Raw genomic sequence first — 13,843 nt, forward strand, 5'->3', positions numbered from 1 at the left:
CGCACACGGGTGATGGCGAGCGTCACTACCTCCCGCGGCCGTGCCGGCCGGCCCCTTCCGCGCCCGCGCGTTGGCCGGCGCCTTCCCTGGCCGGTCGGGCCGCCCTTCCGTGGCCGTGTCGGCCCGACCCCTTCCTTGGCCGGTCGGGCCGGGACCGATCACAATGATCGGAAGGATGACCGCAGGGGATCGGACGGATGACGGGCGGAGGCCGGATGGGCGACGGGCGGGACGCGCAGCGTAGCTGGCGGGAGACGGTGCGTACCTGGTCGACCGGGCGACGGCGCGCTGCGGCGCAGGCGGCCCCGGACGACCCGGCGCACGCGGTGCCCGACGACGCACCACGCGCGGTGCCCGACGACGCACCACGGGCGGTGCCCGACGACGCACCACGGGCGGTGCCCGACGATCGGGCGCAGGCTCGCGCGGACCGTCCGCCGGGCGGCGACGACGCGGGCGGGAGCGGGGCGGCGGCGCACGGCGGGACCGATCCCGAGCGGCGCCGGCTGGCCCAGGCCGACGCCGGGGAGGAGCCGTGGCGGAGCTGGGGTCCCTACGTCGCCGAGCGGGCCTGGGGAACGGTGCGGGAGGACTACAGCGAGCACGGCACCGCCTGGGACTACTTCCCGCACGACCACGCCCGCTCCCGGACCTACCGCTGGAACGAGGACGGGATGGCCGGGGTCTGCGACGAATGGCAGACCTTCTGCTTCGGGCTGGCGCTCTGGAACGGCGCCGACCCCATCCTCAAGGAGCGGATGTTCGGCCTCGGCGGGGACGGTGGCAACCACGGCGAGGACGCCAAGGACTACTGGTGGTATCTGGACTCCACCCCCACGCACTCCTGGATGCGCTGGCGCTACCACTACCCGCAGGCCGCCTTCCCCTACGACGAGCTGGTCGCGGTCAACGGCGGCCGGGGCCGGGACGAGGTCGAGTACGAACTCGTCGACACCGGCATCTTCGACGACGACCGGTACTGGGCGGTCGTCGTCGACTACGCCAAGGCGTCCCCGACCGACATGTGCATCTCGATCACCGTCGCCAACCGGGGCGACGAGGCGGCGCGGCTGCACGTGCTGCCCACGCTCTGGTTCCGCAACACCTGGTCCTGGGGGCTGCCCGGCCGCGACCAGGTGCCGAAGCTGGTCGGCACCCCCGGCCGGCTGGTGGGGGAGCACTGGGTGCTCGGCCAGATCGTGCTGGAGGGCGAGGGCGAGCCGACCGCGCTGGTCTGCGACAACGAGACCAACACCGAGCGGCTCTGGGGACTGCCGGGGCGCAGCGCGTACCCGAAGGACGGGATCAACGACCACGTGGTCGACGGCGCGGACACGGTGAACCCGGCGGGCGAGGGGACCAAGGGCGCGCTGCACTACGTGCTGGACGTGCCGGCCCGGGGCGAGGCGCGGATCAGGCTGCGGCTCACCCTGACCTCCCCGCCGCCGGCGGGCGACCCGCCGCCCCGGCTCGATCTCGGGGCGGACCTCGACGCCGTGCTCGCGGCCCGGTCCGCCGAGGCGGACGAGTTCTTCGCCCGGCTGATCCCGGCCAGCGCCACCCGGCACGAGGCGGAGGTGGCCCGGCAGGCGATCGCCGGGCTGATGTGGGGCAAGCAGTTCTACCACTTCGACGTGGAGCAGTGGCTGAGCGGCGACCCGGCTGCCACGCCGCCGCCGGACGGCCACCGGTACGGCCGCAACAGCTCCTGGCGGCACATGAACAGCTTCGACGTCATCTCGATGCCGGACCCCTGGGAATATCCCTGGTACGCCGCCTGGGACCTTGCCTTCCACTGCGTGACCATCGCCCGGGTGGATCCCGGGTTCGCCAAGGCGCAGCTGCTGTTGCTGCTCCGGGAGTGGTACCTGCACCCCAACGGGCAGATCCCGGCGTACGAGTGGGCCTTCGGCGACGTGAACCCGCCGGTGCACGCCTGGGCGGCGCTGAAGGTCTTCGAGATCGACGGTGGCCGGGACTTCGACTTCCTGGCCCGGATGATGCACAAGCTGCTGCTCAACTTCACCTGGTGGGTCAACCGGAAGGACACCGGCGGCAACAACGTCTTCGAGGGCGGCTTCCTCGGGCTGGACAACGTCGGCCCCTTCGACCGTTCCGCCGCGCTGCCGGTGGCCGGCGTGCTGGAGCAGTCCGACGGCACCGGCTGGATGGCCATGTACGCGCTCAACCTGCTCGACATGGCGCTGATCCTGGCGGTGCACGACCCGACCTACTCCGACATCGCGACGAAGTTCTTCGAGCACTTCGCCTACATCGCGGCGGCAGCATATGACCAGGGGCTCTGGGACGAGGAGGACTGCTTCTTCTACGACGTGCTCCGGCTGCCGGACGGGACGAGCCGGCCGCTCAAGGTGCGTTCGGTGGTGGGGCTGCTGCCGCTGGCCGCGATCACCCGGCTGACCACTGTCACGCTCAACCGGCTGCCCGAGCTGACCGCGCGGCTGCGCTGGTTCCTCGCCAACAAGCCGGAGTACTCCGGGGTGATCGGCGCCCGCCGGCTCGGCGGCGACGGGCGGCAGCAGCGGCTGCTCTCGATGGTCGGCCCGGACCAGTTCGTCCGGCTGCTCGCCCAGATGCTCGACGAGGAGGAGTTCCTCTCCCCGTACGGGCTGCGTACCCTCTCCCGGCGGCACCTGGAGCGGCCGTTCACGGTGGAGCTGGGCGGGCAGGAGTTCACCGTCGGCTACGAGCCGGCGGAGTCGGCGTCGGGGCTCTTCGGCGGCAACTCCAACTGGCGCGGCCCGATCTGGATGCCGACCAACTTCCTGCTGATCTCGGCGCTCCGGGACCACGCCGCGTTCTTCGGTGACGACCTGCTTGTGGAGTATCCGACCCGCTCCGGCAGCAAGCACACGCTCACCGAGATCGCCGACGACCTCTCCGCCCGCCTCATCGCGCTCTTCGTGCCGGACGCCTGGGGCCGCCGCCCGATCTACGGTGTCGCCGAGCTCTTCCAGACCCATCCCGACTGGAAGGACCTGATCGCATTCCCCGAGTACTTCCACGGCGACAACGGCGCCGGGCTGGGCGCCTGGCACCAGACCGGCTGGACCGCCCTGGTCGTCGACCTCATCCTCACCCTCCGCCGTTGAGGTGTAAGGAAGGGCCCCCGCATATCGTTTTCTGTTGTAGCGGGGGCCCTTCCTTACACCTCAGGCGGGATATGGACCGGATGCCGACTGTGCTGCTGTCGGTTACCTTTCGCATGCGGCTAGTCACTGCTCGTAGTCTCCCGTGTGCCGATCCTCCGGATTGACGTCGCGGCACCGTCGCGTGCGGCCGGGGGATCGGCCGGAGGGGAGAAGGATGGGCATGAGGATTCCCGGTACGTCCCGGCACGCCCGGACGCACAGACCACTCGTACTCGTGTCGGCGGTCGCCCTGCTCGCTCTGGCGGTCGTGCTGACCGCCGCGCCGGCGCCCGCTGTGTCGGCGGTGCCCGCTGTGTCGGCGGTGCCCGCCGAAGGTGCCATCCGGCACGAGGGCGGAGCCACCGCGGTCGACCGGAGCTACCTGGTGGTCTTCAAGGACGCCTCGGTGGCGGCGGCCTCGGTGGCAGGCCGGGCGGGGCAGCTCGCCGGCCGGGCCGGTGGCGCCGTGGCCCGCAGCTACCGGCACGCGCTGCGCGGCTTCGAGTTCACCGGCACGGCCGAGGCGGCCCGGCGGCTCGCGGCAGATCCGTCGGTGGCGTACGTCGAACAGAATCATCGGGTCCGGCTCGTCGACACCCAGACCCCGACCCCCTCCTGGGGCCTGGACCGGATCGACCAGCGCCCGCTGGCCCTGGACGACAGCTACACCTACCCGAGCACCGGCAGCGGAATCCGGGTCTACGTCATCGACACCGGCATCCGCCTCACCCACCGCACCTTCGGCGGCCGGGCGGTCTCCGGTTTCGACGCGATCGACGGCGGGCCCGCCACCGACTGCCAGGGCCACGGCACGCACGTCGCCGGCACGGTCGGCGGTGCCGAGTACGGCGTCGCCAAGGGAGTGACGCTGGTGGCCGTACGGGTACTGGACTGCACCGGCAGCGGTACCTACGCCCAGGTGATCGCCGGAGTCGACTGGGTCACCGGCGACCACGACCCGGGCGAGCGGGCGGTGGCGAACATGAGCCTCGGCGGCCCGGCGAACAGCGCCGCCAACACGGCGGTGGCGAACTCGATCGCGGACGGGGTCGGCTACGCCGTCGCGGCCGGCAACTCGAACACCGACGCCTGCGCCAGTTCACCGGCGAGCGTGCCCGCCGCGATCACCGTGGCGGCGACCGGTGGGCTGGCGGGCGGTCCTGGCCGTAGCGACGCCCGGGCCAGTTTCTCCAGCTACGGCACGTGTGTCGACATCTTCGCACCCGGGGTCGCGATCGTCTCCGCCACGATCGGCGGCGACACGTCGAGCGGTCCGTCGGACGGCACCTCGATGGCCTCCCCGCACGTGGCCGGAGCCGCGGCGCTCGTGCTGGCGCAGAACCCGTCGTACTCGCCGCAGCAGGTCCGCGACCACCTGGTCGGCACCGGAACCACCGGAGTGGTCACCAACCCCGGGCCGGGCTCGCCGAACGTGCTGCTCCACGTGGCCCCGGCGGCGCCGCCGGCGCACGACTTCGCGGTCGCGGTCTCGCCGGCCGCCGGCTCGGTGGTGCCGGGCGGCTCGGTGACGGCGACGGTACAGACCCGGGTCACCGCCGGTAGCGCACAGACCGTCGCGCTGACCGCCACCGGCCTGCCGGCCGGCGCCGCCGCCGTGTTCAGCCCGGCCTCCGTGCCGGCGGGCCGGCCGTCGACACTGACGATCCGGACCACCACGGTCACCCCGCCGGGCAGCTACCCGGTGACGGTCGTCGGCACCAGCCGGTACGCCACCCGCACCGCCCGGTACACGCTGACCGTGGCGAACCCGCCGGGCTGCGTGGCGACGAACGGCAGCGACCTCGCCATCCCGGACTCCTCGACGGTGGAGAGTGCGGTGACGATCTCCGGCTGCGCCGGCCGGGCGTCGGCGACGAGCCTGGTCCGGGTACGGATCGTGCATCCCTTCCGGGGCGACCTGGTGGTCCGGCTGGTGGCGCCGGACGGCAGCTCGTACCTGCTGCACAACCGGACCGGCGGCGCCGAGGACAACATCGACCGGACGTTCCGGGTGAACCTGTCGGGCGAGGCGGCGAACGGCCGGTGGCGGCTGCGGGTGCAGGACGCGGCGGCCGGGGACGTCGGCCACCTCGATTCCTGGACGTTGAACCTGGCTCCCGGCCACGTCTGCTCCGGCAGCAACGGGACGGACCTGGCCATTCCCGATCTCGGCGCGGTGCAGAGCCCGATCACCCTGGCCGGCTGTTCCGGTGCCGCGTCGGCGACCAGCGAGGTCGAGGTGGTCATCGCGCACACCTACGTCGGCGACCTGGTGCTCCGGCTGATCGCTCCGGACGGTAGCTCCTACCTGCTCCGGGACCGGCTCGGCGGCAGCAGCGACATGATCGACGAGGTCTACCGGGTGAACCTCTCCCGGGAACTGCGCAACGGCACCTGGCGGCTGCGAGTGCAGGACGCGGCCGGCGCGGACGTCGGCCGGCTCGACACCTGGTCGCTGTTGCTCTGACGGTGAGGCCGGCCGGGGCGCACCCGGCCGGTACGCCCCTCCCGGTGTTCCCTCGCACCGGGAGGGGCGTACCGGGCACCCGTCGTCCGCTCAGCGCTCCCGCCCCTCGGTGGCCAGAATTCCGGCCACCTCGGCGGGCTGGACCAGGTGCGGAAAGTGCCCGGTGCCAGGCAAAACCGTGATCGTGATCTCGGGCAGCACCGACTCCAGCCACCGCCGGTACGCCGGGTCCGGCTCGCGCTGGGTGACATAGCGGTACGAGATCCTCTCGGAGCGAATCTTCGTCAGCTCTCGCGACCGCTGTTCGCCCAGCTCCTCCAGCGGAACGCGCAGGACCTCGTCCCAGTAGCCGAGCAGCAGGTCCTGCCGGGGCGTGGTGGCGGTCCGGACCAACTCCCGCGCGGCCGGTGGCAACTGGTGGATCTCCATCCGGGCGAGCATGCTCGCCCAGACCTGTCCGTGCTCGCTGCTGCGCAGCACCGGCTCGACCTGTCGGAGCACCTGGGCGAAGTCTCCCACCAGCAGCGGCTGGTCGAGGTTGACAACGGCACGGGCCGGATGGATCCCGGCGTACGCCGTTGCCAGCATGCCGCCGAGCGAGTGGCCGACCATTACCGGTGTGTCGAGGCCGGCCTCGACGACCGCCTCGTGCAGAAGCCTGACGACGTCGTGCACGTAGTAGGAGTCCCGCCGGGCCGACTCACCGTGCCCGGGCAGGTCGAGCGCCAACACCTGACGGCCCGGGTCGATGATCGCCAGCTCCCGCAGCAGCGGCTCCCACTGGCGCCGGTCGTAGGTGAGGCCGTGCAGCAACACCAGCGGTGGCCGGTCGTCGGCCGTGCCGTAGCTCTCTGCGACCAGGCCGCCGAGGTGCTGTCGTACGGCGTCGTGCATCGTCGTCTCCCGTCGTCGGGTTCCACCCGGAAGGGCGTAACTTCGGGGTGCACCGCCTGTACGTGGGGGCGATCACAGTCGCCACCGGTTCGGGCCGCCCGGCGCCGGCTGGTAGCGGAAGAGCCGGTTGGTGCGCGGGGGTGTCCGCAGGTGGGCGTCGGCCAGCGGGGCCGCCGACTCCGCCCGCCCGACGGTGCCCGAGAGCGCCCGGGTGGCGTTGACCCGGACACGCTCGGACTCGCCGGACTGGGTGCGGCCCGGCTACCCAGCCCGGTGGCCCGGCGCAGCTCGGCCACCGGGGCGACCCGCTCCGCCTCAACGGCTGCCGCCTGCTCGACGTCGCCCGCCCGGTCCGCGGCCTCGAACTCCGCGTCGACGGCCGCCAACCGCCGCCGGTACGCCGACGGCCGCCAACCGCCGCCGGTACGCCGACGGCCGCCAACCGCCGCCGGTACGCCGACCGCTGCCGGTACGCCGACCCGGGCGGTCTCGTCCCGCATCGGGGCACCCGCCGGCACCCGCAGCCCGGCACCGCCCGCGACGAGACAACGCCGGGACCTCCTGACCAGGTGCGGCGAGGAGAGTACGCAGATACCGTACCCCTCGGCCGTCGGGTAGCCGGACCGTTTCGCTCCCTGCGTCGAGCCGCCAGTCGTCGCCCTCCCGGCTCAGCCGCCACTCGCCGCCGTTCCGGTCCCCGCCCGGCGCGTCGCCGTCGCGCTCCGGTTGCCGGTTGCCGGCGGGCGGGGCGCTGCAACACCTCGACCTCAGGGCCTGTCCCCGGCGCCGGCCACGGCTGGGTCGAGCAACTGCGCCACCTCGGCGAGTTCGCGGCGACGTCCGACCAGGCCCATCTGACCGGGTTAGTAGCCGTGGTCGGCCCCCCGGCGGCGGTCACGATCAACGAAGGCCCGCCACCTCCGGGTCGTCGATCAGCGCTGCCGTTCATCTCCCAGGGCGTCAGGACGGTCGTCGATCAGGCGAGCCCGATGGCGGCAGTGCGGTCGTTGATCAGGCGAGCGGGATCGGTGGTCGTGGACCAAGGGCGGTGGATCGGGTGGTCGTGGATCGGGTGGTCGTGGATCAGGCGGCCGTCGACCAGGTGGCGGTGAAGGCGGCCGCCTCGCCGGCCAGCCAGCGTTCGACCTGGTCGGGCCGGGCGGCGGGATCGCGGTGGTGCGCCATACCCCGGCGTATGTCGACGAGCACCGGCTCGGCCCCGGGCAGCACCTGCTCCATCTGCCGGCCCATCAGGTGCAGGGTCGCCAGGAGTGCCTCCGGGCTCGGGGGCTGCTCGTCGAAGTGCAGCCGAACGGCCTCCCGCCGGCCATCGTCGTAGCGAAGCCCGAGATGCGGGTTGATCTTCACCGGCAGGTCGCCGACCATCCCCACTGCGTCCCGGGTCTGGGCGAGATCGACCGTCGACAGGTCGCCGAGCGAGTGCAGGTAGTTCACCGCTCCGGGAACCAGCGTCTCGTAGAGCGGGCGCCAGCGGGGCTTGACCAGGCCGGCGATCTCCGCCAGGTGGCGGCCGCCGGTCCGGAAGGCGATGTCGGCCTTGAGCGCCTTGACGAGTTGGCCGTGTGGATTGAACCCGGAGCGGCTGGCGCGCTGTTTGCGCAGCCCGCCGACGAAGGTCGCCTTGGCCGGGCCGGTGCGGTCGACGTAGCGGGTGAAGGCGAGCAGGGTGGCGTAGGGCAGTGGGGTGGGAGCGGGCGCAGTGGAGGCGGGCTCTGGCACGGCTGTCCTCCCAGTTCAAGAGCCGTTTTAGTACACACATTCTAATTGATTTTCGCCGCTGCGCCCAGTCCGGACCGCTCTCGTCATGTCGCGTCCGCGCGAATCCTGCGAGTGTCCGGGAAAGTCTGCGAGTGATCTTGCGAGCCGTCCGGAACAGGTTGCGAGTCACCCGTACGCGCCGATGGGGTACGTGGTGAGTCGCCGACCTCGGTGGAGTCGGGCCTGCCCCGGGTGGGTTGTGACGAGGACGCCGTCAGTCAGCGCGGTCGGTGACGTTCGTGCGGGCCACGGCGTACCGTTCGCGGATCGCCGGGACGGCGTCGGCCTCGTACGTCTCGACCTGGCCGACCGTCCACGACGGCGGCCGCTTGTCACCCGACAACACCCAGGCCGCCTGCCGGGCGGCGCCGTCGGCGACGTACTCCCCCAGCGGTGGGACGAGCACGGGGCGGCCGAAGACCGTGGGGGCGATGCGGCGTACCGCCGCCGAGCGGGCGCCGCCGCCGACCAGGATGACCCGGTCGGCCGTCGAGCCCTGCGCGACAAGCGCGTCCAGCCCGTCGGCGAGGGCGCAGAGCATGCCCTCCACCGCCGCGCGGGCCAGGTGCGCGGGAGTCGAGGTCCGCAGGGTCAGACCGTGCACGGCTCCGGTGGCGTGCGGGCGGTTCGGGGTGCGCTCGCCCTCCAGATAGGGCACCAGGACCAACCCGTCGGCACCCGCCGGGGCGGACAGCGCCAACGCGGACAGCCCCGCGTGGTCGACCCGCAGTATGGTCGCGGCCGCGTCCAGCACCCGGGCGGCGTTGAGCGTGCACACCAGCGGCAGGAAACGGCCGGTGGTGTCGGCGAACCCGGCCACGATCCCGCTCGGGTCGGCGGCCGGCACGTCGGTCACGGTGAAGACGGTGCCGGAGGTGCCGATCGACACGATCACGTCGCCCGGCTCGGCACCGACGCCCAACGCCGCCCCGGCACTGTCGCCGGCACCGGGACCCAGCGGTGCGCCCGTACGCAGGTGCCCGGCGCGACCGGTCGGCCCGAGCACCTGCGGCAGCAGCACGTCATCCCGACCGAACGCCAACCGGATCAGGTCCGGACGGTACTCACCGGTCGCGGCCGACCAGTACCCGGTCCCGCTGGCGTCGCTGCGGTCGGTGCGCAGCGCGTCCAGCCCCGGCGCGCCGGCCAGTCGCCAGGTCAACCAGTCGTGCGGCAGACACACCGCAGCGGTACGGGCGGCGTTCTCCGGCTCCGCCGAGGCCAGCCAGCGCAGCTTGGTGACGGTGAAGCTGGCCACCGGCACCAGCCCGACCGCCTCCGCCCAGGCCCGCTGCCCGGCCTCGCCGCCGCCGAGGTCCGAGATCAGGTCGGCGGCGGCGCCGGCCGAGCGGGTGTCGTTCCACAGCACGGCGTCCCGGACCACCACACCGTCGGCGTCCAGGCACACCATGCCCTGCTGTTGCCCGGCGATCGAGGCAGCGGCCACGTCGTCCAGCCCACCGGCCTCCGCGACCGCGTCGGAGAGCGCGGCCTCCCACACGGCCGGCGGTACGGCGGTCCCGACAGGGTGCGGTGCCCGACCCTCGCGCACCAGCTCCCCGGTCTCGGCGTCGCGGACGACGACCTTGCACGACTGGGTCGACGAGTCGACCCCGGCGACGAGCGGCACCGGTCCTCCCGGGGGTTGTCGGGCACGGGTCATGGGGCGAGGTCGGCAGCGGCACGCGGACCTGCTCTTCGGCAAACTCTTCTGCGGAGAGCTGGTTGGGTCGAACGAACCTGGGCTCCTCGGCACCGGCCATGTCAGGACCGACATCCCGGACCCGGCGACGATTTGTTCAATGGCTGAATTATTTGGTCGCACTCATGGCGTTGTCAAGGCTGCCGCGTTGCCCCGATCATGACAGCCGCCCTCAGAGTGGCCACGATGTACCTGCGGCGCGGCCGGCGCTAGCGACGCGGGAGGCTCGGGCAGGCTCTGTCGGCAGATCGGGCGGTTGTCCGCGGGCGCGCCCGACGACCTCCTGCGCGCCTGCCGCCGACCGGCGCGGGGTCCCGGCTAAACGGTGGGCGCTAGCTGCCCGACCTCGGTGACCCGGAGTACCGCCGTGCCGGCCGCGTCCGAGGCGGCGAGGTCGACCTCGGCGCTGATCCCCCAGTCGTGGTCGCCATCCGGGTCGTCGAAGATCTGCCGGACCGTCCAGCGGTCGCGGCCCTGCTCGATCATCAGCAGCGCGGGGCCGCGCGCCGCCGGCCCGGTGCCGATCTCGTCGTACGCCTCGAAGTACGGCTCCAGCGCGTCCGCCCAGGCGTCGGCGTCCCAACCCTCCTCGGCGTCGAGGGTGCCCAGCTCGTCGAAGCGGCGCAGGGCGGCCAGCTCGACCCGGCGGAACAGCGCGTTGCGGACGAGCACCCGGAACGCCCGCACGTTGCCGGTGACCGCCGGCGGCTTCTCGTCGACGACCACCGTCGCCTCCTCGGCGGGGTTGCGCAGCCGCTCCCACTCGTCGATCAGACTGGAGTCGACCTGCCGGACCAACTCGCCGAGCCACTCGATAAGATCGATCAGCTCCTCGGTCTTGGCGTCCTCGGGCACGCTCTGCCGCAGCGCCCTGTACGCGTCAGCGAGGTAGCGCAGCACCAGCCCCTCGGAGCGGGAGAGCCCGTAGAAGCCGACGTACTCGACGAAGGTCATCGCCCGCTCGTACATGTCCCGGACCACGGACTTCGGCCGCAGCTCGTAGTCGGCGACCCAGGGGTGCCCGCGCCGGTACATCTCGTAGGCGGCGTCCAGCAGCTCGGCGAGCGGCTTCGGGTGGGTCACCTCGTCCAGCAGTTCGAGGCGGGCCTCGTACTCGATTCCGTCGGCCTTCATCGCCGCGACCGCCTCGCCGCGCGCCTTGAACTGCTGCGCCGCGAGGACCTGGCGCGGGTTGTCCAGGGTGGACTCGATCACCGAGAGCACGTCGAGGGCGTAGGTCGGGGAGGCGGTGTCCAGCAGCTCGATAGCGGCCAGTGCGAACGGCGACAGCGGCTGGTTGAGCGCGAAGTCGAGCTGGAGGTCGACGGTGAGGCGTACCCGCCGGCCCTGCTCGTCAGGCTCGGCGAGCTGCTCGACGACGCCGCCGGCCAGTAGCGCGCGGTAGATCGCGATGGCCCGGCGGATGTGCCGGCGCCGCGCCGTCGGCTCCTCGTGGTTGTCGGTCAGCAGGTGCCGCATCGCGGCGAACGCGTCGCCGGGCCGGCTGATCACGTTGAGCAGCATCGCGTGGCTGACCTGGAAGCTCGAGGTCAGCGGCTCCGGTTCGGCCTCGACCAGCCGCTCGAAGGTGGGCCGGCCCCAGCCGATCGAACCCTCCGGTGGCTTCTTCCGGACCACCTTGCGGCGCTTCTTCGGGTCGTCGCCCGCCTTCGCCAGGGCCTTCTCGTTCTCGATCACGTGCTCGGGCGCCTGCACCACCACCGTGCCGATGGTGTCGAATCCGGCCCGGCCGGCCCGGCCGGCGATCTGGTGGAACTCCCGCGCCTTGAGCAGCCGGGTCTTCACCCCGTCGTACTTCGACAGGCCGGTGAATGCGACGGTGCGGATCGGCACGTTGATCCCGACCCCGAGGGTGTCGGTGCCGCAGATGACCTTGAGTAGTCCGGCCTGCGCGAGGGTCTCCACCAGCCGCCGGTACTTCGGCAGCATCCCCGCGTGGTGCACTCCGATGCCGTGCCGCACCAGCCGGGACAGCGTACGCCCGAAACCGGCGGTGAACCGGAAGTTGCCGATCGCCTCGGCGATCATGTCCTTTTCGGCCCGGGTGGCGACGTTGACGCTCATCAGCGCCTGGGCGCGTTCCAGCGCCGCGGCCTGGGTGAAGTGCACCACGTAGATCGGCGCCTGCCGGGTGGAGAGCAGCTCCTCCAGCGTCTCGTGCAGCGGAGTCATCGCGTACGAGAACATCAGCGGCACCGGCCGCTCGGCGTTGCGGACCAGTGCGGTCGACCGCCCGGTACGCCGGGTCAGGTCGTCCCGGAACCGGGTGACGTCGCCCAGCGTGGCGGACATCAGCACGAACTGCGCCTGTGGCAGCTCGATCAGCGGCACCTGCCAGGCCCAACCCCGGTCCGGCTCGGCGTAGAAGTGGAACTCGTCCATGATCACCATGCCGACGTCGGCCCGCTCGCCCTCGCGCAGCGCGATGTTGGCCAGGATCTCCGCCGTACAGCAGATGATCGGCGCGTCCTCGTTGACGCTCGCGTCACCGGTGAGCATCCCGACGTTCTCGGCGCCGAAGATCTCGCAGAGCGCGAAGAACTTCTCCGAGACGAGGGCCTTGATCGGCGCCGTGTAGAAACTGACCCGGTTCTCGGCGAGCGCGGCGAAGTGGGCGCCGGTGGCGACCAGGCTCTTGCCGGAGCCGGTCGGGGTGCTCAGGATCAGGTTGGCCCCGGAGACGATCTCGATCAGCGCCTCCTCCTGGTGCGGATAGAGGCTGAGACCACGCTCCTGCGCCCAACCGGCGAACGCGTCGAAGAGGGTGTCCGGATCGGCGCTGCCCGGCAGCTGGTCGGTGAGCGTCATAACCGCTCCATCGTGCCCCGCCCGGCCCCGGCAACGCCAATCGGCTTCCTCCGGCGGCCCGGGGTGTAAGGCGGGGGCCCTTCTACAACAGAAAACGATAAGCGGGGGCCCTTCCTTACCCCCGGTGGAAGATGAGGTCGAAGATCGGGCGGCCGGCGGCCGCGCCGCGCCGCTCGAACTTCGTCACCGGCCGGTGCGCCGGGCGGGGGGCGTAGCCGGGGAAGGCGTTCAGCAGCTCCGGGTCGGCGGTGAGGGTGTCGAGCATGCTTTCGGCGTACTCGGGCCAGTCCGTGGCGCAGTGCAGGGTGCCGCCGGCGACCAGGCGGGTGCGGAGCAGCGCGACGTGTGCCGGCTGGATCAGCCGCCGCTGGTGGTGGCGGGGCTTCGGCCACGGGTCGGGAAAGAAGGCGTGCACGGCGTCGAGGCGCTCCGGCGGCAGCAGGTGCCGGGCAAGGTCCAGCGCGTCGCCCCGGGCGATCCGGAGGTTGGTCAGGCCGTGCCGCTCGGTGAGCGCGAGCAGGTTGGCGATGCCGGGCGTGTGCACCTCGACCGCCAGGTAGTCCCGACCCGGGTCGGCGGCGGCCATCGCCACGGTGGCGTCACCCATCCCGGAACCGATCTCCAGCACCACCGGCGCCCCGCGCCCGAACAGCTCGGTCAGGTCGAGCCGCGTGCCCACGGGAAAATGGGGTGGGAGGGACAGCCCGTAGCGGGGCCAGAGCTGGTCCAGTGCCTCCACGTGCCGCCCGCTGAGCCGGCCGCGGCGGGGATGGAAGGTGCGGATCTGTGCCGGCCGCCGGGTGGTGGCCCCACCCGACGCACGGGCGGGTGCCGGGTGTGCCGCACTCGTGGGCCCCGGCGGGGCAGGCGGGACCGCGGCGGTCTGGTTCTGGCTGGTGAGGGTCACAGGAATATCAGCCTACGCGACTGGCTCGACCGGGCGAGAAGCCGTCCGAGTACGCCCGACCGCGTGTGCTCGGCCTCGACAGATGAGAGGATTTCTGCGTACGGCAGGCCCCG

The 13,843-nt window shown here is 72.4% G+C and carries 7 protein-coding genes; 2 read left to right on the forward strand and 5 right to left on the reverse strand.

The features are described from left to right. Nucleotides 1-197 precede the first annotated feature (197 nt). Nucleotides 198-3,113 carry an MGH1-like glycoside hydrolase domain-containing protein gene (locus tag ACN28C_RS16475; protein WP_422774314.1) on the forward strand — a complete coding sequence of 972 codons (2,916 nt, stop codon included), beginning with the start codon at nt 198-200 and terminating at the stop codon, nt 3,111-3,113. A 220-nt stretch (nt 3,114-3,333) separates the two neighbouring features. Beyond that, a complete protein-coding gene (locus ACN28C_RS16480) occupies nt 3,334-5,619 on the forward strand; it encodes a proprotein convertase P-domain-containing protein (protein WP_422774315.1) in 2,286 nt (761 codons plus the stop codon). Between the two features lie 90 nt (nt 5,620-5,709). On the opposite strand, the gene ACN28C_RS16485 is transcribed toward ACN28C_RS16480, so the two are convergent. From ACN28C_RS16485 to trmB, 5 genes are all read right to left on the reverse strand, one after another. Beyond that, on the reverse strand, nt 5,710-6,513 hold the full coding sequence (locus tag ACN28C_RS16485; RefSeq protein WP_422774316.1) for an alpha/beta fold hydrolase: 804 nt from the start codon (nt 6,511-6,513) through the stop codon (nt 5,710-5,712). Between the two features lie 1,083 nt (nt 6,514-7,596). Further along, a complete protein-coding gene (locus ACN28C_RS16490; RefSeq protein WP_422774317.1) occupies nt 7,597-8,253 on the reverse strand; it encodes a hypothetical protein in 657 nt (218 codons plus the stop codon). A 253-nt stretch (nt 8,254-8,506) separates the two neighbouring features. Continuing rightward, nucleotides 8,507-9,922 carry a xylulokinase gene (locus tag ACN28C_RS16495; protein WP_422774318.1) on the reverse strand — a complete coding sequence of 472 codons (1,416 nt, stop codon included), beginning with the start codon at nt 9,920-9,922 and terminating at the stop codon, nt 8,507-8,509. A gap of 390 nt (nt 9,923-10,312) precedes the next feature. After that, nucleotides 10,313-12,823 (reverse strand): DEAD/DEAH box helicase, encoded by a 2,511-nt coding sequence (locus ACN28C_RS16500; RefSeq protein ID WP_422774319.1) that lies wholly within the window; start codon nt 12,821-12,823, stop codon nt 10,313-10,315. 115 nt (nt 12,824-12,938) lie between these two features. Beyond that, entirely contained in the window at nt 12,939-13,607 is a 669-nt protein-coding gene (gene trmB / locus ACN28C_RS16505) for a tRNA (guanosine(46)-N7)-methyltransferase TrmB (RefSeq protein WP_422774703.1), read from the reverse strand. Nucleotides 13,608-13,843: the final 236 nt, after the last annotated feature.

Origin of the sequence: Plantactinospora sp. WMMC1484 (assembly GCF_049315195.1) — a bacterium.
In the GTDB taxonomy this organism is placed as follows: Bacteria; Actinomycetota; Actinomycetes; order Mycobacteriales; family Micromonosporaceae; genus Plantactinospora.

Coding starts and splice junctions, on each gene's coding strand:
- ACN28C_RS16475 (WP_422774314.1), top strand. CDS start 198: ATGACGGGCGGAGGCCGGATGGGCGACGGGCGGGACGCGCAGCGTAGC.
- ACN28C_RS16480 (WP_422774315.1), top strand. CDS start 3,334: ATGAGGATTCCCGGTACGTCCCGGCACGCCCGGACGCACAGACCACTC.
- ACN28C_RS16485 (WP_422774316.1), bottom strand. CDS start 6,513: ATGCACGACGCCGTACGACAGCACCTCGGCGGCCTGGTCGCAGAGAGC.
- ACN28C_RS16500 (WP_422774319.1), bottom strand. CDS start 12,823: ATGACGCTCACCGACCAGCTGCCGGGCAGCGCCGATCCGGACACCCTC.